At 59.3% G+C, this 17,540-nt stretch carries 17 protein-coding genes and 1 tRNA gene; 9 read left to right on the plus strand and 9 right to left on the minus strand.

Going from position 1 to position 17,540, the window contains the following annotated elements:
• Positions 1-160 precede the first annotated feature (160 nt).
• Positions 161-1,051: a DMT family transporter gene (locus tag D0544_RS11180; RefSeq protein WP_341538854.1), complete on the plus strand. Its 891-nt coding sequence runs from the start codon at positions 161-163 to the stop codon at positions 1,049-1,051.
• A gap of 27 nt (positions 1,052-1,078) precedes the next feature.
• Here D0544_RS11180 and D0544_RS11185 read toward each other — a convergent pair whose 3' ends face one another.
• Positions 1,079-1,519, minus strand: coding sequence for an Lrp/AsnC family transcriptional regulator (locus tag D0544_RS11185; protein ID WP_125016166.1), 441 nt, complete (start codon positions 1,517-1,519; stop codon positions 1,079-1,081).
• A gap of 178 nt (positions 1,520-1,697) precedes the next feature.
• Positions 1,698-2,495, minus strand: a complete 798-nt coding sequence (locus D0544_RS11190) for an FCD domain-containing protein (RefSeq protein WP_125016168.1) — start codon at positions 2,493-2,495, stop codon at positions 1,698-1,700.
• Between the two features lie 283 nt (positions 2,496-2,778).
• Between D0544_RS11190 and dctP the strand changes: the two genes are divergently transcribed.
• The 4 genes from dctP to D0544_RS11210 all read left to right on the plus strand — a co-directional run bounded on the left by dctP (position 2,779) and on the right by D0544_RS11210 (position 8,294).
• Complete coding sequence (dctP, locus tag D0544_RS11195) at positions 2,779-3,915, plus strand: TRAP transporter substrate-binding protein DctP (RefSeq protein WP_125016170.1); 1,137 nt, start codon at positions 2,779-2,781, stop codon at positions 3,913-3,915.
• Positions 3,916-3,988: 73 nt separating this feature from the next.
• Positions 3,989-4,690 carry a TRAP transporter small permease subunit gene (locus tag D0544_RS11200; RefSeq protein ID WP_125016172.1) on the plus strand — a complete coding sequence of 234 codons (702 nt, stop codon included), beginning with the start codon at positions 3,989-3,991 and terminating at the stop codon, positions 4,688-4,690.
• Positions 4,687-6,231: a TRAP transporter large permease gene (locus D0544_RS11205; RefSeq protein WP_125016174.1), complete on the plus strand. Its 1,545-nt coding sequence runs from the start codon at positions 4,687-4,689 to the stop codon at positions 6,229-6,231. The genes D0544_RS11200 and D0544_RS11205 overlap by 4 nt, the downstream gene beginning before the upstream one ends.
• 446 nt (positions 6,232-6,677) lie before the next feature.
• Complete coding sequence (locus tag D0544_RS11210) at positions 6,678-8,294, plus strand: methyl-accepting chemotaxis protein (RefSeq protein ID WP_125016176.1); 1,617 nt, start codon at positions 6,678-6,680, stop codon at positions 8,292-8,294.
• A gap of 65 nt (positions 8,295-8,359) precedes the next feature.
• On the opposite strand, the gene D0544_RS11215 is transcribed toward D0544_RS11210, so the two are convergent.
• Together D0544_RS11215 and D0544_RS11220 are read right to left on the minus strand one after the other, a co-directional pair.
• Positions 8,360-8,914 carry a heme-binding beta-barrel domain-containing protein gene (locus tag D0544_RS11215; RefSeq protein WP_207905862.1) on the minus strand — a complete coding sequence of 185 codons (555 nt, stop codon included), beginning with the start codon at positions 8,912-8,914 and terminating at the stop codon, positions 8,360-8,362.
• Positions 8,915-9,191: 277 nt separating this feature from the next.
• A complete protein-coding gene (locus tag D0544_RS11220) occupies positions 9,192-9,947 on the minus strand; it encodes a substrate-binding periplasmic protein (RefSeq protein WP_125016178.1) in 756 nt (251 codons plus the stop codon).
• Positions 9,948-10,098: 151 nt separating this feature from the next.
• On the opposite strand from D0544_RS11220, the gene D0544_RS11225 reads away from it, so the two are divergent.
• On the plus strand, positions 10,099-11,247 hold the full coding sequence (locus tag D0544_RS11225) for a MalY/PatB family protein (RefSeq protein ID WP_125016180.1): 1,149 nt from the start codon (positions 10,099-10,101) through the stop codon (positions 11,245-11,247).
• 1 nt (position 11,248) lies between these two features.
• Here D0544_RS11225 and D0544_RS11230 read toward each other — a convergent pair whose 3' ends face one another.
• Positions 11,249-12,016, minus strand: a complete 768-nt coding sequence (locus tag D0544_RS11230; RefSeq protein ID WP_125016182.1) for an SDR family NAD(P)-dependent oxidoreductase — start codon at positions 12,014-12,016, stop codon at positions 11,249-11,251.
• 126 nt (positions 12,017-12,142) lie between these two features.
• Positions 12,143-13,813: an adenylate/guanylate cyclase domain-containing protein gene (locus D0544_RS11235; RefSeq protein WP_243647360.1), complete on the minus strand. Its 1,671-nt coding sequence runs from the start codon at positions 13,811-13,813 to the stop codon at positions 12,143-12,145.
• A gap of 137 nt (positions 13,814-13,950) precedes the next feature.
• Here D0544_RS11235 and D0544_RS11240 point away from each other — a divergent pair, with 137 nt between their 5' ends.
• Entirely contained in the window at positions 13,951-14,313 is a 363-nt protein-coding gene (locus D0544_RS11240) for a hypothetical protein (protein WP_125016186.1), read from the plus strand.
• A gap of 99 nt (positions 14,314-14,412) precedes the next feature.
• Positions 14,413-14,497 (plus strand) — tRNA-Leu (locus tag D0544_RS11245).
• Positions 14,498-14,564: 67 nt separating this feature from the next.
• On the opposite strand, the gene D0544_RS11250 is transcribed toward D0544_RS11245, so the two are convergent.
• The 3 genes from D0544_RS11250 to nudE all read right to left on the minus strand — a co-directional run bounded on the left by D0544_RS11250 (position 14,565) and on the right by nudE (position 16,806).
• Positions 14,565-15,308, minus strand: coding sequence for a flagellar brake protein (locus D0544_RS11250; protein ID WP_164880912.1), 744 nt, complete (start codon positions 15,306-15,308; stop codon positions 14,565-14,567).
• A gap of 104 nt (positions 15,309-15,412) precedes the next feature.
• Positions 15,413-16,222: a 3'(2'),5'-bisphosphate nucleotidase CysQ gene (gene cysQ / locus D0544_RS11255; RefSeq protein ID WP_125016190.1), complete on the minus strand. Its 810-nt coding sequence runs from the start codon at positions 16,220-16,222 to the stop codon at positions 15,413-15,415.
• Positions 16,223-16,233: 11 nt separating this feature from the next.
• Complete coding sequence (gene nudE, locus D0544_RS11260; RefSeq protein WP_243647324.1) at positions 16,234-16,806, minus strand: ADP compounds hydrolase NudE; 573 nt, start codon at positions 16,804-16,806, stop codon at positions 16,234-16,236.
• A gap of 75 nt (positions 16,807-16,881) precedes the next feature.
• Between nudE and yrfG the strand changes: the two genes are divergently transcribed.
• The gene (gene yrfG / locus D0544_RS11265; RefSeq protein WP_125016194.1) at positions 16,882-17,538 is read left to right on the plus strand and encodes a GMP/IMP nucleotidase; all 657 of its coding nucleotides are present in this window, start codon (positions 16,882-16,884) and stop codon (positions 17,536-17,538) included.
• The last annotated feature ends 2 nt before the right edge of the window (positions 17,539-17,540 follow it).

The raw sequence follows: 17,540 nt of genomic DNA on the forward strand, positions 1-17,540 counted from the left end.
AGGGCTCCACTCAAACATTGTTTTATTAAGTAGACCAAGCCTTTAAAGCCTCTTTTTGATGGTTTTTCCCTTCGTTTCTTAAGGCTGTCTCTCCCATCCACGGGTCGCCACACCCTACAATAGAGCCCTCCCCTAACCGCCGACTACAGGATAGATAATTGTGTTTGCTATTACCCCTTCGCACCTGTTGCTGATAAGTGTTGCCTCCATCTGGGGGTTCGCCTTTGTGGCCCAGAGTGCAGGTATGGACTACCTGGAGCCCCACAGCTTTAACGCCGCCCGCTTCGTACTCGGTGCCCTGTCGCTGGTTCCGCTCTGGCTTATCATGAGTCGCGGTAAAATGCCCCACGGCCGAACCCTCTGGATCGGCGGGCTGCTGGCAGGCTGTGTCATGTTCGGTGGTTTCACTTTCCAGCAGATCGGCCTGCTTCACACCAGCGCTGGCAACGCCGGCTTTATCACCGGCATGTATATTGTCATGGTGCCCATCGTCGGTACCTTGCTGGGTCAAAGCACCAACCCCCAAACCTGGATCGGGGTGGTGCTGGCCGTATTGGGGCTCTACAGCCTGACCATCGGTCCCGACTTCAAGGTCAACTACGGTGACTTCCTCGAGCTGGTGGGCGCCCTGTTCTGGACCGCCCACGTTCTGATCATCGGCTGGCTGTCACGCAAGGTAGACGCCATCAGCCTTTCCATCTGCCAGTTTGGGGTGGCGGCCGTTCTGGCCGCACTGTTTGCCATCACTACGGAGTCCCCCAGCCTCACCAACTTCCAGGCGGCCTGGATGCCGCTGCTCTACGCCGGCATTGCCTCCAGCGGTATCGCCTGCACCCTGCAGATCATTGCGCAACGCAAGGTGGAGCCCAGCGTAACGGCACTGATCCTCTCCACTGAGGCGGTGTTTGCCGTGATCGGCGGCTGGCTATTGTTGGGGGAGTCGATGGGGAGCAAACAACTGCTGGGCTGCAGCCTGATGCTGATGGGTATGCTGATCAGCCAGTGGCCCGTAGGACGCCAGCGGGCGCTGGCCACCGAGGGTGAGGGTTAATCACCCCTGCGCCCAGTCCCGCGCGGCTTAGCGAAAGCCGCCGGGCAGGGCGCGGTGTACCGGCTCCTTGAGCACCACCATGGTGTTGGTATCGCTAAGGGCACAAATCTCCTCCAGCAAGTCATCGAGCAGGGCCAGAGATTGCACCGCCACTTTGAGGATAAAAGCCTGCTCGCCGGTGACGTTATAGCACTCAATCACCTCATCCCGCTCCAGAATCAAGGCCTTGAGCTCCTGCTCCTTTGAACGGAACACCTTGCACTGCACCAGCGCCACAATGGGGTAACCCAGTGAGTCCAGGTCGACCGTGACCCCGTAACCGGTAATGATCCCAGCCGCCTCCATCTTTCTCACCCGCTCGGCCACCGCCGGCGCCGACAGATGTACCCGCTCGCCGAGCCTGGCGAAGGAGATGCGCGCATTCTCCTGCAGGGCGATCAGTATTTTGCGGTTGATGGCATCAAGCATGGGGGTGGGGGCTCCGTTGGCCTGCCTCTCATAGGATCAGGCGCCAGAGTTTAGCACCTGATTTCCGCTTAAGGCAGGCGAGGGGAGAAAGCGGTTTGAGACAGATCGCACACTCAGGATAACACTGGCCGAGTACCCCTGATCCTGCCCGGGCGTTCAACGCCCACCTTGACGTTGGTCAATCGAGCCCGTCCACCTTCAGCACCTGCGACTCCGGGCCCCGCTTCCCCTGGCCCTGGATAGGCACCCGTTTCAACCCCTGTTTGTCACTCTCCAGCTCAAACATTCGCGCCCTTATGTGGCGAATATGCTGGGCCGCCACCTTGCGGGCCCAGGCCGGTTGGCGGCTGGTCACCGCATGGTACAGCTGGCGATGATGACGGTCGATCTGCTGCTTCTGGGGAGCTCGGTGGTAAAGGTTGTTGACCGACAACAGCACCGTATTGAGGGTAAGTCGGTTCAGGCTTTGCAGGGTATGGATCAGCACCGGGTTATGGGAAGCATCGCTGATGGCGTTGTGAAAGGCATGATCCAGGCGCGCAATCGCCTGCGGGTCCAGGGCGTTTCGCTGTCCGATCAGCATCGCCTCAAAGGCTTTGGTGATGCGGTAGAGGTCCTCGTTGGTTCCGCGCTCGGCGGCTAACCCGGCGGCCTCGGCTTCAAGCAGCTCACGCACCTCAAGCAGGTCGTAGAGGGTGCGGGGGTGGTCCTGGTAGAGGTGGCCCAGCGTGCTGTCGGGGCTGACATCCGGCAGCATCTCTGCCACAAAGGAGCCCCGTCCATGCTGGGTATAGATGACGCCACGCCCCTTCAGCTCCTTGAGCGCCTCCCGCAATATGGTACGGGACACCCCCAGGCGCTCGGAGAGCTGGCGCTCCGACGGCATCCGTTCTCCCGGTACCAGACTGCCTTCGGCAATCAGCTGCTCCAGTCGGCGGGCAATCGACTGGGCTGTGGTCACTGTTCTGGATTCCATGGTACTGCGCTCCGTTTCTCAAGTGGTAGGACCAGTCGACCCTTTACATATACCATCGGACTGAAAAAAATCATAATTATTTGTATTTATTATAAAAATACGCTTATTAAAGGGTCCGGAACCACCAAAAACTGGTAGTACCAGCTATCTTTTAGTTGGCGAAGCGACAAACGCAAAGCAATATCAACGGTTGCGGGCCTGCCCCGAGCCCCTTTGGAGAGGGTAATAAGCCCGTCGCGAGCAAGATTCTAACAACAGAAAAAAAGACATTGGAGTCTGGAAAATGAGCAGCAATGATAACAACAAGTCGCCTGCGCCTCCTGCGGTATCGGAGCGTCGTAAGTTCCTGAAACAAGCCGCCATTGGCGCCACCACGGCGATGGTAGCAGCCCCCTTTGTGGGCAACGCACAAGCAGCATCCACAACCACCTGGAAAGTCCAGTCCACCTGGGATGCAGGTACCGTGGGCTACACCCTCTTCGAGGAGTGGTGTAATGCAATGGTGGAGGCATCCGGTGGTGAGCTGGCGATCAAGCCTTTCCCTGCCAAGTCGGTAGCCGCCGATAACAACGCCCTGTTTGACTCTGTCCGTAACGGTGTTCTGCATGGGATGAACCCCTTCACTCTGTACTGGTCCGGCAAGATTCCCGCCTCCGTATTCCTCTCCTCCTACCCGGCCGGTCCTGACCAGCCCCACCAGTGGGACACCATGTTCTACGCTCTCGGGATGTTGGAAAAGACCCGCGCTATCTATGAAAAGTTCGGCCTCTTTTACGTTGGCCCTATCCACCACGACGCAAACATCATCCACTCGAAGAAAAAGGTAGATAGCCTCGAAGACCTCAAGGGGATGAAGATTCGTCTGCCCGGCGGCATGGTAGCCGAGGTGTTCCAGCAGTTTGGGGTGTCCACCGTGAGCCTGCCCGGTTCTGACATCTTCCCGGCACTGGAGAAGGGCACCATCGATGCGGCTGACTACGTAGGCCCGGCGGTTAACTGGGAACTGGGCTTTGGCCAGGTGACCAAGCACATCCTGTTTGGACCTCCCGGGGTAATGTCGGTCTACCAGCCTGTTGACCTCATGGACCTGACAGTGAACGCTCGTGCCTGGAAGAAACTGTCGCCCAAGATGCAGAAGCTGGTGGAAGACCAGGTCAAGAACTACTCCATGAACCACTACCTGACCATCCAGAAGCGCAACATTGAGGCGCTGCAGAAGTTCAAGGATTCCGGCAGTGAAGTGTCACGGATGAGCCAGGACGACATGCAGTCGTTCCGGCGTGCAGCTATTCCGATCTGGTACAAGTGGGCCAAGAAGGATGCCGACGCGGCTGAAATCTTCAAGATCCATCGTGACTACATGCTGAACGACATCGTCGGCTACATCACCGAGGATGACATCAAGGGGCAGACCCTCTAGACGCATCCTTTTAACTACTGATTGCTGCAGGGAGTCCTGACTCCCTGCGGCTTTGCTATGGGAAGTAAAAAAAGTGTCTGATCTCGAAGGCTTTGGTTTTGTCATGCCCCATTGGCTCTATTGGGGGTGGCTGGCAGTCATGCCACTGATCATGATCTATCTCGACCGCCGCTCTCCAGAATCGCCCAGCCCGGTGTCTGAGGCGGAGCAGAATGTCGAAAAGTTGCTCTTGGAAGAGGATCCTCTCGAAAAATTCAAGGATGTCAGCACTCCCGTAACCCGGGTGATCGACTGGATCTCTGAGCATTCCGGAGTGTTTGTCGCTTTCTGGACGGTCAATGCGGTCTGCTTCTATTTCTTCGAAGTGGTCATGCGTTACCTCTTTAATATGCCCACCATCTGGGTACACGAATCCTCCTACCTGATGCTGGGGATGCAGTACCTGATGGCAGGCAGCTACGCCATGCTTCACGGCGCCCATGTCCGGGTTGACGTGGTCTACAACAAACTGCCCATTCGGGGGCGGGTCGGGATGGATATCTTCACCTCCCTGTTCTTCTTTATCTTCGCACTGGCGCTGGCGGGTACCTCCTGGACCTTTTTCCTTGACTCTTTCAACATGAAAGAGACCACCGTGGAAACCTGGGGCATCCAATACTGGCCGGTTAAAGGCATGATGTTTGTGGGCTCCAGCCTCATCCTGCTGGCGGGAATATCCAAACTCATCAAGGACATCATTGTGTTTATTCGACTTGGTCAGGAGGCACGTTCATGAGTACGCAGTCTGTGAACAACAGCCCGGCAAACCGATCATCCCTGAGCGGGTCTCTCGGTACCCTGTTACTGGTAGTGGCCACCCTTGGCCTCGGGTTCGTGGTGTTCGTCGAGGTGATCAACGCGATCCTTTACGACTCCTGGAGCGAGGAGTATTTCCTCTTCCGTCTCGCAGGTAGCCTGGAGAATCTCGAAATCGGCCCGCTCACCTACCTGATGTTTGGCTCCCTTCTGGTCGCCCTCATGATGGGCTTACCACTGGCCTTCGTAACCGGTGGACTGGGGGTTGTCTTCATCTATCTGGTGGGCGATGCCACCATGCTCAACATCATTCCGGGACGCATCTTCCCGATGATGACCAACTCCGACCTGGCGGCCATTCCGCTGTTTATCTTTATGGCTTCCATGCTTGAGCGGGCGGGCCTGATCGAGGAGATGTTCAACGTCGTCTACAAGTGGATGGGTGGCGTGGGCGGCGGCCTGGCCATGGCCACCATCATCGCCTCCACCATACTGGCGGCCATGGTGGGCGTCATTGGTGCGGCCGTGGTGACCATGGGTATCATTGCCCTGCCGGCCATGCTCAAACGCGGTTACGACCATAAAATCGCTCTGGGCTCAATCATGGCAGGGGGTACTCTGGGCATCCTGATCCCCCCCTCCATTCTTGCGATTCTCTACGCTGTGGTCGCGCAACAGTCCGTGGGTGAGCTTTACCTGGGCGCCATCATTCCGGGTCTGCTGCTCTCCGGCATGTACCTGCTCTACGTCTGGGTTCGCACCCGCATCAATCCCGAGCTTGGGCCTCCGGTTCCCGAGGAGGAGCGCATCAGCCTCAAGGAGAAGCTGCTGCTGTTGAAGGACCTGATCGCGCCGATCATTCTGGTCATGCTGGTACTGGGTTTGCTGTTTGGCGGTATTGCGACGCCAGTAGAGGCGGCCGGTATCGGTTCGTTCGGCGCCATGATTGTGGCCGCCATGCACGGCTCTTTCAGTATCAACGCCCTGCGTGAGGCATCGGTTACCACCGCCAAAGCGTCAGCCATGGTGCTCTGGATCATGTTCGGTGCTTCGGTCTTTGTCGGCTTCTACATTCTGCAAGGGGGCCAGGACTTCATCACCGACTCCATCATAGGCACCGGCATGTCGGCTTACGGCATCCTGTTCCTGCTGATGGTGCTGCTGGTGATTCTGGGGATGTTCCTCGACTGGGTGGGCATTTTGCTACTGGCAGTGCCGATCTTTATCCCGATCGTTAAGTCCCTCACCTTCGACGGCCTGTTTGGCCTGCCGGCGGTCCCCGGAGAGGATGTGGTGCTCTGGTTTGGGGTGCTCTATCTGGTCAATATGCAGATGTCCTTCCTGAGCCCACCCTTTGGCTATGCGCTCTTTTATATCCGTGGCGTCTGCCCGCCGGAGATCAGCATGGCAACCATCTTCCGCAGCTCGCTGGTGTTCCTGGCGCTGCAGGCTGTGGGTCTGCTCCTGTGCATTATGGTTCCCGGGTTGATCACCTGGTTACCTAATCTGGTGTACGGATAATCCCTCCTTCTGCGGCCGGCCCCCCGGGCTGGCCGCAGCCTCTTTTTCCTCCCCCTCACTCTGCACCATTGAGCGGCCAAGGTCGCGACTCCCAATCCATACTCAACCCTTCAGCTGTCCCGGCGCCCCCCAAGCACTTCTACCTCCGTTGTCCTCATTTCCTGTTGTATCGTTAATACCTTTAAAAATAACTCCTGTTCACCACCAGGGATTTTTGTTGGTAAACTGGCGCTTTAGCACTCTGTTTCGGTACGGCTCCACCGGGCTTCGACGTACCGCTTTATCGCACATACGCCTAAGCGGCAGGACTTAGTACCATCAAAGGAAATTTAGACTGAAGTTTTCGCAAAAGCGGCCGTAAATCTACCTATAGCCTTCAAGGGAAAAAGCGCACTAAAGTGGACGGTTCAAGATCCACCTCGCGCCCACTATTCGCAGGGACCATTATGAAGTTTCATCAAAGCCTTCAAGCCAAAATTTTTGCCCCTCTTCTTATCATCTTTCTGGTGATCCTTGGCACCGCCATCTACCAGACCCAAACCGGTCAAAGCCGGCTTGGCCACGAACTGGCCGCCGAGAAGGTCCAGGTAGCCGCCAACTCCTACATCGACCAGATCAATATCCTCATGGACCTTGGTGAAATGGGGCTGCGGGAGATCGTACAGGAGAAGCTGACCGCTGAAGAGGGCATTATCGAGGCACATCTGATCCGCTCCGACCTCATCAACGAGAAGTATGGCCCAGGTAATCCCGACCAGCGGGTCGCTGACGATCTGGACCGTAGGGCAATGGCTGGCGAAACCATCAACCAGCTGCAGATGGTTGACGGCAAAGAGGTGTTTACCCACATTCGTCCGATCCCTGCCCTGGAGGAGTACCGCGGTAGCTTCTGCATGTCCTGCCATGAAGAGGATGGCGCCAAGGTGGGGCAGATCCTGGGGGCGGTTCGTATTAGCTACGACCTGAGCGAGGTGAATGACCATATTGCGGACAGCGTCGCCTCAACCACCCTGATTCAGGTCATCATCTTTATCATCGCCTTTGCGGTGCTGGTGTGGTCCGCGCGCCGTACCGTGACCCAGCCGGTGGAGCTGATTGACCGCGAGCTGCAGGAGATCACCAACAACTTCGACCTGGTGCACCGCATCAGCTACCGCAGCAAGGACCAGCTGGGCAGCCTGAGTCACTCCATGAACCGGATGTTGCAGGCCTTCCACGGCAGCATCAGTAAAGTGGCCACCGCCACTACCCACATCAGCACCACTTCCAACCAGATCGCCGATCTCGCCCGCTCGACCCAGGAAGCGACCTCCCGCGAGCACCAGGATACCGAGGTGATCGCAGCCGCCATTGAAGAGATGGAGGCGACCTCCCAGGAGCTCCAGCGTAGCGCCGAGCAAACCGCGCAAAACTCCAGCGAGGCCGACGCCGCCGCCGGAGAGGCCGACCGCCTCTCTACCGTGGCCACCGCTGAAATCAATGACCTGCAACAGGTGCTGACCAAACTGGAGGATGTATCTCGTAACCTCGGTGAGCGCTGCAACAACGTCGGCTCGGTGCTGGTTGTGATCAAAACCATCGCGGAGCAGACCAACCTGCTGGCTCTCAACGCCGCTATCGAGGCAGCCCGGGCCGGGGAGTCAGGACGTGGCTTTGCCGTGGTGGCCGATGAGGTGCGTACCCTGTCCCAGCGTACCCACGAAAGCACCGACGAAATCGAGTCGATGATCCAGCAGCTGCAGAACGAATCCAGCTCGCTGGTCAACTACATGAACCAGGCCAGCGCCAAGGCCGATAGCAGCGTGGATAAGGTGGCACAAACCGTTCAGGCCCTGCACCAGATCACCACCAAGGTATCGGAGATCAACCTCCTGAACGACCAGGTTGCTACCGCCGCCGAGGAGCAGTGTGCGGTCAGCAGCGATGTCAGCCGCAACATCCACCAGATCCGCGAAGTCTCCGATGGCACCCTGCGCCAGGCCCAACAGTCGGCAGAGGCGGCCGAAGAGCTGCTTGAGCGGTTCCGGGAGCTGGACGAGGTGGTTCAAAGCTTCAAGCTCTGATCCAGCTGACCCAAAAAAGGCACCTCCGGGTGCCTTTTTTATGACTGCCAGGTTAGCCCTGGAGGCTAATTACTGCGCCGCAGACGATTGCTGTCGCTGTGTTCAAAGCGCTCACCGTAGATATCCAGCAGTGTCGTCTGCTCATACACCAGCTCATCCCCCTCCAGCCAGAGGCGCCGGTCGAAGGCCAGGGTTTTCGCTTTTTGTTGCATAAAAGGCGACTGAACAATGCCCCACTGCTGATCGCCGGCCGCTGCCCGTACCTGCAACACCCCGCCATCCGACAGCTGCCCCCCGGCCAGTACGGCCACCCCCCGAGGAATACTGAATGACTGCATCAACAGGCCACTGGCGCGCTCCCACATCCAGTAGCCCGATTCATTATGGAACACCTCATCGTTACTTTTTCGGCTCACCAACTGGTGGTATCGCAGCGCGACCAGCTCCTGCTGCTCGGCATTGGTGGTCAGGCCTGCCGCCTCAAACACCAGGGTTTCGTAGTACGCGCTCTGCTCCACTCCATCCGGCTCGGGAGCCCGATCCTGGCCACGATCACCATGCCAGCGCCCCAGCAGTGGGGCCAGGGGTCCGTAGTCCAGGTTTTCGCTTTGCATGCTCATGTTTTCACTCCTGTCATTCATTGTGACCGCTTCCAGTCCCGCTCGTTAGTCGCTCCGGGAGCACCTGCCCCCATCCTTGCCTTATACAGTGCCATACCGGTTTCATCTATCAACCCCTCCCGGTCAGTGCTACCCCGATCGAGAGCGTAACCGTAGGTGTCATTGATGTATGCGCAGTGGTCGATATCATAACAGGGCATCACCCCTTCGCGCGGATTACGCTCGCAGGGCTGGAGCGGCTTGGCGACAAGGGAAATTCAGCTCGTCAGGAGGCTTTTCAGCGCTTCAGGTAGTGGTCGATGATCTGTTGGTAACGGCCGTTTTCACGCAGCATCCTTAGCCCTTCGTTAAAGTCGTCCCGGATCGCTTCATCCCTGAACGCCACCTTATAGTGGGTCGGTGGAAACAGGGCATGCACCCTGACCTCTGCCAGCTGATCCCCTTCGCGCTCCGCCTCCTTGCTGTAATACTCGAATATATGGCGTTCCAGTACGACCAGGTCGACCCGTTGCCAGTACAGCATGCGAACCTGGGAGAGCTGATTCGGAATCTCCTGATACCGCGCTGAGGCCTTTGCTGCCGCCGCGAACTCGTTGCCCAATAGCAGCCGTGCATTAGGGAACGCCAGCACAGAAAGCCTCTGCTTGGAGATATCCTCCATCCGGGTCACGTGCAGGTTTTTCGTGGCCAGGCTCACCCCGACATTGTGAAAGGTCACGTGGGAGTCGGAAAAATGAACCCCTTCAAGCCCCAGTTTTTCATTGGACAACAATACGCCATCAACGGATTGGGATGACAGCTGTTGCTTCAGTCGGGTATAGGGCAGGTATACAGGCACCAGTTGATGTCCCCTGTAGGCCAACGCTTCACGCACAATATCCAGTTCAATACCCCGGTTATCTTCGGCGATCGCCCAGGGCGAGATGCGGGATCGCACCCCCATTCGCAACTCTGCTGCAACGCTGACGCCCATCTCCAGCATCAGGCCCAATACCAGGGTCCATACCAGCCCCCTTACACTGCGCTGCCCCATTCGTTCCCCCACCGTCAACGACGCTGCCTGCCCACCTATTCAAGCACAAAAACCGCCCTTTCACCCCGCCCCCGGCTGGCGGCACTCCCGGCAACTGATTACCATAGGGGCCCAATCCAACACAGCCTTTCATTCTGCCCCCGGATACCCCATGAGCGATTTTGACCGCCCCATCGACCGCCGCTTTACCCACAGCCTGAAATGGGAAAAGTATGGCGATAAAGACATTCTCCCCCTGTGGGTGGCCGACACCGATTTCATGGCGCCGCCGGCTATCATAGCCGCGCTTCACGAGCGGATAGAACATGGCGTTTTTGGTTATACCCTGGTCTCGGATGAGCTGGAGGCGATCATCGCCCAGCGCCTGCAACAACGCTACCGGTGGACCATCCGGCCGGACTGGCTGGTGTGGATGCCGGGGATGGTCAGCGGGCTTAATATCGCCTGCCGCGCCACCGGCCAGTCCGGCAGCGGCGTCATCAGCCCCAAGCCGGTTTACCCTCCCTTCATGTCCGCTCCCAGCCTCTCCGACCGCCAGCTGATCAGCACCCCGATGGTTGCCGACGGTGATCGCTGGGTCATCGACTTTGATGCCCTGGAGCAGGCGATCACGCCCGCCTGCGAGTTACTGCTGTTCTGCAACCCCCATAACCCCGGCGGCACCGTCTACCGGCGCGAGGAGCTGGAACGGCTGCTGGCAATCTGTACGCGTCACGACCTGGTTCTGTGCAGCGACGAGATCCACTGCGACCTGATTCTGGAGCCAGGTATCGAACATATTCCGCTGGCGTCACTCGACCCGGAGCTGGCCAAACGCACCATCACCCTGATGGCCCCGAGCAAGACCTACAACATCGCCGGCCTGGCCTGCTCCTTTGCGGTCATCCCCGACCCGGCGCTACGCGCCCGCTTCCGCCGGGTAATGAAGGGGATAGTGCCCGATGTCAATCTGCTGGGCCTCACCGCAGCGCTGGCCGCCTATCGCGATTGCGAGCCCTGGAGCCAGCAGCTGCTGGCCTACCTGCGGGGTAACCGGGACTATCTCGTGGAAGAGATCAATCGCATCCCCGGCCTCAGCCTGCGCCCCTTCGAGGCAACCTACCTGGCCTGGATCGACGTATCGGCGCTGGCGCTGGACAACCCTCCTGCGTTTTTCGAGGCCGCCGGGGTCGGCCTCTCGCCGGGCGCGGATTTTGGCGATGCGCGCTTTATGCGCCTCAACTTCGGCTGCCCACGCACCACACTGGAAACCGCCCTGTCGCGTATTCGCGCTGCCATCGAGGGGCGCGTCCAGGGGTGAACTACAACGCGCAGTAGCCGCCGTCCACCTTGATCTCGGCACCGCTCATATAGCTGTTATCCGGATGGCAGACCATCAGCATGGCGCTGACCACTTCGTGGGCCGTTGCGGCTCGGCGCAAAGGGGCCGGTGCGGTCAGGCGCGCCAGCGCCTCCTCGCGGTCAGGCATCAACGCCAGCGTACGCTCCAGCATGTCCGTTTGGGTGATGAAGGGGCACAGCGCATTCACGCGCACGTTGCTCTTTCCATACTCCACCGCCGCCGACTTGGTCAATCCGATCACCGCGTGCTTGCTGGCGGCATAGTGGGACATGGTGGGTGCCCCACCCAGCCCCGCCACCGACGACACATTGAGGATCACGCCACCGCCCTGGGCAACCATCTGCGGCAGCTGCTGTTGCATACAGAGGAAAACGCCACGCACGTTAACCGCCATGGTGGTATCGAACGCCTCCAGGGTCACCTCCGCCAGCTTGGCATGGCTCAGCTCGACCCCCGCATTGTTGATGGCGATATCCAGTCGGCCAAAGCGGTCGACCACGGCATCAACAAAACGGCTGACCTGGTCCGGCTCGCGCACATCGCAGGGCACCGCCACCACCTCGGCTCCCGCTTCACGAATCTGCTCCGCGCAAGCGTCCAGTGCCGACTGATCAATATCGCTGATCCCCAGCCGCGCGCCCCGGGCAGCAAACTGTAGAGCGGCTTCGCGCCCGATGCCATTGGCGGCTCCGGTAATCAGTACGACCTTACCTTGAAAATCACTCACGGCTTTCTCCTGTCGATTCCTCTCCCCCGCGCCACGCAGAGGCTTTAGCCCATGCTAGCCAATCGCCAGTGGGTCGCCTATCAGCAGCAGAGGGGAAAATGACAGTCCATTAGTTTGCTGAATGGATTAATCGTAAGAGGCCAGCTTTCGCTCCAGTCCACTCCAAAGTTCATCCTCGGGTGACAGCGCAAAGACCTGCACCTCCTGTTGACGACCGCGCACCGGCAGGGTGTGGATCCACTTCTCATCCAGGCCCAACCCCGCCATCTGCGCCAGCTCCCGGGAGATCACCAGAGTCTTGCCCAGCGTTTTGCACGCCTGCTCCAGTCGTGCGGCGCTGTTGACGGTGTCGCCCACCGCCGACAGAATCGGCGAGGCCGGCGGCCCCATGGTGCCAACGATAGCGTTACCACAATGGACCCCCACCCCCATTTGCAAAGGCTCTCGCAACTCGGCCTCCAGCCTCTGGTTGAGACTGTCGAGCCCCTGTTGCATCGCCATGGCGCCCCGCAGTCCGTCACGGCAGGCCCGCGCGAGGTCGCCCTCGATACCGTACAGCGCCATCAGTCCATCGCCGTTGAACTGCGCGTAATGACCCCGGGTCTTCTCCAGCGCTTGCGCCAGCTCGGCAAAAAACTGGTTGAGGATAAAGACCACGTCGTAGGGTAAGCGCTGTTCCCCTAGCGCCGTGGAGCCACGCAGGTCCGCAAACAGCACCACAACGCTTTTTTCAAACCCCGCTACGCCGCCGGGGCGGTTCATCTGGTGCAGCCCACTCCCCGGTTTGAGAAGGGGTTCGATACTGAGGGAGTCGGTCACCCTCAGCTGGCAGGCCAGCCGCACATCCTCCCCTGCGCCTATACTTTCGAGAACCCGATGCTCGGCGGCCGAGCGGGGGGGCAGATTGGGGAAGCCATCCCTCACCCGAACCCGGCAGGTGGTACAGCGCCCTCGCCCACCACACACCGCCGAGTGGGGTATCCGGTGCTGGCGCAACAGTTCCAGCAAGGTCATGCCCGGTACCACCTTCAGGACTCCCCGCTGGGGATGGTGCAACTGGATACTGGTGCGCTTTGTACGCCGGTAGAGACGAACCCCATGGAACAAAACCACCCCCAGCAACAGCCCCCAGAACAGGTTTTCCAGCCACAGGCTGGTGTGATTGGCCCACGCGACCGCTCCCTCATGACCGGTCGCGACCCGGACCCAGCGGGCCGACAGGTCGACGCTGCCGACATCTGCAACCGCCCGGTAAAAGCCCAGTAGTGCCAGGATGGGCAGTAGCAGCGCCAGCAACTGCCACAGGAGTTTGCTACGCTGGTACCCCTGTCGCACACGCAACCAGTAATGCAACCCCACCGCCAGGTGGCTCCAGACGATCAACAGCAGCAGAGTCTGCTTGACCATCAGCCCTTCGGTATTGCCCATCGAGGCCAGGGCCCATCCATACCCCCCCTCCACCGAGGGCAGTAGGGCGGGTAACAGCCGGGCGCCGACAATGTGGGGAATCAGAAGAAGCGGGATACTCAACCCCAGCAGGTACTGGGCAATCTGCCACCAGGGCATATTCCAGGTGGTACGGCGGCAAAAGGCGACAAAGGCCAACAGGAAGTGGGTCAGCAGCGCACCGTAGAGCAGCACCAGCATCGGCCAGCTGTGCCAGATGGGCGCCAGCGCGAGTTGCATGGCCTCCATAGCCGGCAACCCTATGAGCCCCAGGCTGTGGTTGAGCAGGTGCAGGATGACAAAGAGTGCCACCACCAGCGCCGACCCCAACCTCAGGTTTCTTTCCAGCATCACCTCGATACCCTCTTTTCTCTGGCAGCTGCGGACTCTATCACCGGTATAGCGGTATCTACGTCTAGGCGCACCCTTCGCCAATGACTACTATGGGCATTAGAGCGGCACCCGCACCAAAGCGCAAGGAGTGACCCATGGATCAGAAACCCAGCCATCAACCCGAACCCGCCAGCGGCGCAAAGTCACCGGGGCTCAGGGACCTACTATTCCGGCGCATCCGCTACGAACGTTATAAAGAGGTCCCCCTGCACCGCAACAAATACGTCGCGCTGCTGGCCTCCTTTGCCATCAGTCCGCTGATCGGGCTTTACCTGATGGCGACCGGCCTTTTTTCTGACGATAGAGGTCAACCCCGCCCGGCCGGCTGGGGTATCAAAGCGGCGATCCTGGCCCTCAACCTCTGGTTGGTGTTCTGCGTTGCCACCCAGAGCGGCCTTTACCGCTATGGTTACCTGTCGGTACCCACGCCGCCACCCGCGGTACAGCAGCAACCCTGAGATCCCTCGCCGGTGATTCTGAAGGGAGAAAAAAGTTTTCAGCGCAGCATAAAAATAGGGTTGACAGTGAAACCGCCCTCTATATAATTGCGCCCACTTGCCGAAGTGGTGGAATTGGTAGACACGCAGTGTTCAGGTCGCTGTGCCTTCGGGTGTGAGAGTTCGAGTCTCTCCTTCGGCACCAATTCAAAAAAGGGGAATCGCCATGCGATTCCCCTTTTTTATTGCCCGCTCTCCGGCGGCATCGCAAGCTACTCCAGATCAAACGCCTGCTGATGATGGTTGCGCCGCTGCTCTCGCTGCAAGGTCGCGATGTAGCGATCCAGCTTGGTCTGCAGCGCCGAATCCACACCCACCAGCTCACAGCCTAATATCGTATGCAGGTAGGGGCGGCGCGCATAACTGCTGTTGCAGATCCGCAACTGGCAGCGAATGCGACTCTCCTCCAGGGTAAAGCGAACATCGGGAATCAGAGTGCCAGGCCCCAGCCCTTCCAGGCGCGACCCGCCAACATGAATGCGGACCCCGCTGGAGGAGATATCCACAATAACGCCGCTGAGGGAGACGCCGCCATACCCCCCCAGCATGACGGGCATACGTGACGCCGCAGGCACCTTGACCCTATAGGCGGCCCGGCGCTGGTGATGCTCGACATAGTCGGGCACCGTCAGCCGGTACACCGGAAAGCCGTCATTCTGCTCCTCACCGATAAGGCTGGCGGAGAAGCTGATGTTGTACCCCCCCTCACGGCAGTCGATATCAAACCGGCGCCCCTTGCTCAGGCGCAGTTCATCATTACCGGGAAACAGCTCATCAATCAGGATGCTGTCCTCCTCCACCGCCAGCACCAGGCTGCGGAAGTGTCGGTCACTTCCCTCAAGGCTCACCTCAATAAAGGTATGGTTCTGGCTCAGGCGTTTGAGCAGGGCACGACCCTCCTCACGCTGCTGCTTAGCCTCGCTGTCCTGATTGCGTTTAAATAACCAATCGAGCATCCCGACCTGTTCCTGTTCCCCGATGCGGAGCATAGATTGCCCTAAGGTTAGCTGATCCACCGGGCACTGAATAGTTATCGGCCTGCGGTGCCTCCCCTTGAGGCCTAGCTGCCGAGCAGGCTTTTCCAGTGGATTCCGGGATCCCCCACCACATAAAACCAGGGGTTGAGCAGCTCCGCTTTGGTGTTGTACCTGAGGGGATTAAAGTCGGCATCCAGCACGGCCCCTCCCGCGGCTTCAACCACCGCCTGGGCGGCGGCAGTATCCCACTCGCAAGTCGGTGCCAAACGTGGATAAAGGTCCGCTTCACCCTCAGCCACCAGGCATAGCTTGAGTGAGCTCCCCATGCTGGTATCGGTCAATTTGCCCATGCTCGCCAGCCGGTCGAGGCAGCCCTGTAACGCCTCCCCTCTATGGTTACGGCTGGCCACGGCGACTATGCCCTGAGAAGGGTCAAAGGCCCGGGTTTTAATAGGGCTCACAACCCCGTTACGCTCCACACTGGCCCCAGCCCCCAGCACCCCGCGGTAGCAGACCCGCGAAGGTGGAACAAACACAACCCCCAGTACCGCCCGCCGCTCCTCAATCAGGGCGATATTCACCGTAAACTCACCGTTGCGGTTGATAAACTCCTTGGTGCCATCCAACGGGTCCACCAGCCAGTATCTGGACCACTGCTGGCGCTCGGACCAGGGCATATCGGCATCCTCCTCTGACAGTACCGGGATCTCAGGCGCCAGGGCCTTCAGCCCCGCGACAATGATGCGGTGGGCCGCCAGGTCCGCCTCGGTGAGGGGGGATTCATCCTCTTTGACCTGCACCCCGTGATCATCGCGCTGATACACCTGCATGATCGCTTCGCCGGCCTGGGCCGCTATCCGGCACACGCCGGGAAGTAGTTCTGTTGCTTGCATAGTCCTGTCCATTAAATGGTTGATTGCACATCACCCTGGGGGCTGCGCAACAGGTCCCGGGCCATATAGAGCGCCACCATGGCGCGGGCCTCGGTAAAGTCGGGGCGCTGCACCAGCTCCGGCAGCTGGTCGAAATGAAACACATGCACACCCAGCGGCTCAGGCTCGTCGCCCTCCAGGCGCATCTCGTAGAGGTCGCGGGCCACCACCACCTGCATACGGTGGCTCATGTAGTTGGGGGACAGGCTTAGCTCAGTAAGCAGCTCCAGCTTGTGGGCACCGTACCCCGCCTCCTCCATCAGTTCGCGATTAGCCCCCTCAAGCAAGGACTCACCGGGCTCCACCAACCCCTTAGGCAGGCTCAACTGATAGTCCTCGGTGCCCGCTGCATACTCTTCGATCATGACAAACCGCTGGTCGTCGAGCAAAGGTAACACCATCACCGCCGCATGGCCGGTATTAAAGCCAACCAGGCGCTCGTAGGTGCGCTCGACACCATTGCTGAAGCGAAGCCCCATCTCCTCGACACGAAACAAACGGGTACGGGCCACTTCCCGGCTATGCAACACTTTGGGTTTGGACAAGGGACTCTCCTGACTCTGCACTCCATGGTGCGCCGTAGTATACTGCCTTGTCGCCGCTATACAGAAACGGATGCCATGATTGACTGGAAAACCATCGATACCGTGCTGCTCGATATGGACGGTACCCTGCTGGACCTGCATTTCGACAACCGCTTCTGGCTGGAGCACGTGCCCACCCATTACGCGCGCCAGTACGACATGAGCCTTGAGCAGGCCAAAACGGAGCTCTACCGCCGCTTCGAAGACCGCCAGGGGCAGCTCGAGTGGTACTGCCTGGACTACTGGCAAGCCGAGCTCAAACTCGACCTGCTCACCATGAAGCGAGAGCTGGCCCACCTGATCAGCCTGCGCCCTGGCGCCGAAGCCTTCCTGGCTGCGCTGCAACGCTCCAGCAAACGGGTGGTGATGATCACCAACGCCCACCAGCAAAGCCTATCCCTCAAGCTGGAAAAGGCCTCCCTGGGCCAATACTTCGATCTCATGATCAGCTCCCACCAATACGGTTTTGCCAAGGAGCACCCGCAGTTTTGGCCCGCCCTGCAGGCCGATATCGGCATCGACCCCAAACGCTGCCTGTTTATCGATGACAGTCTTCCGGTGTTACGCAGCGGGCAGCGCTGGGGCATTGCCGAACTGATCGCCATCAGCCACCCGGACAGCCAGGGCAGTGCCAAGAACACCGAAGAGTTTGCCGCCGTTAACGATTTTACCGAACTGCTTCCGATCGAATAGAA

The sequence above is a fragment of the Aestuariirhabdus litorea genome (assembly GCF_003864255.1).
Lineage (GTDB): Bacteria > Pseudomonadota > Gammaproteobacteria > Pseudomonadales > Aestuariirhabdaceae > Aestuariirhabdus > Aestuariirhabdus litorea.

What these genes read in the sequence shown, in the direction of transcription:
- D0544_RS11210 (WP_125016176.1), top strand. Translation starts at nt 6,678, where the DNA reads ATGAAGTTTCATCAAAGCCTTCAAGCCAAAATTTTTGCCCCTCTTCTT.
- dctP (WP_125016170.1), top strand. Translation starts at nt 2,779, where the DNA reads ATGAGCAGCAATGATAACAACAAGTCGCCTGCGCCTCCTGCGGTATCG.
- yrfG (WP_125016194.1), top strand. Translation starts at nt 16,882, where the DNA reads ATGATTGACTGGAAAACCATCGATACCGTGCTGCTCGATATGGACGGT.
- D0544_RS11215 (WP_207905862.1), bottom strand. Translation starts at nt 8,914, where the DNA reads ATGAGCATGCAAAGCGAAAACCTGGACTACGGACCCCTGGCCCCACTG.
- D0544_RS11250 (WP_164880912.1), bottom strand. Translation starts at nt 15,308, where the DNA reads ATGCTCGATTGGTTATTTAAACGCAATCAGGACAGCGAGGCTAAGCAG.
- D0544_RS11225 (WP_125016180.1), top strand. Translation starts at nt 10,099, where the DNA reads ATGAGCGATTTTGACCGCCCCATCGACCGCCGCTTTACCCACAGCCTG.
- D0544_RS11185 (WP_125016166.1), bottom strand. Translation starts at nt 1,519, where the DNA reads ATGCTTGATGCCATCAACCGCAAAATACTGATCGCCCTGCAGGAGAAT.
- D0544_RS11220 (WP_125016178.1), bottom strand. Translation starts at nt 9,947, where the DNA reads ATGGGGCAGCGCAGTGTAAGGGGGCTGGTATGGACCCTGGTATTGGGC.
- D0544_RS11190 (WP_125016168.1), bottom strand. Translation starts at nt 2,495, where the DNA reads ATGGAATCCAGAACAGTGACCACAGCCCAGTCGATTGCCCGCCGACTG.
- cysQ (WP_125016190.1), bottom strand. Translation starts at nt 16,222, where the DNA reads ATGCAAGCAACAGAACTACTTCCCGGCGTGTGCCGGATAGCGGCCCAG.
- D0544_RS11235 (WP_243647360.1), bottom strand. Translation starts at nt 13,813, where the DNA reads ATGCTGGAAAGAAACCTGAGGTTGGGGTCGGCGCTGGTGGTGGCACTC.
- D0544_RS11240 (WP_125016186.1), top strand. Translation starts at nt 13,951, where the DNA reads ATGGATCAGAAACCCAGCCATCAACCCGAACCCGCCAGCGGCGCAAAG.
- D0544_RS11205 (WP_125016174.1), top strand. Translation starts at nt 4,687, where the DNA reads ATGAGTACGCAGTCTGTGAACAACAGCCCGGCAAACCGATCATCCCTG.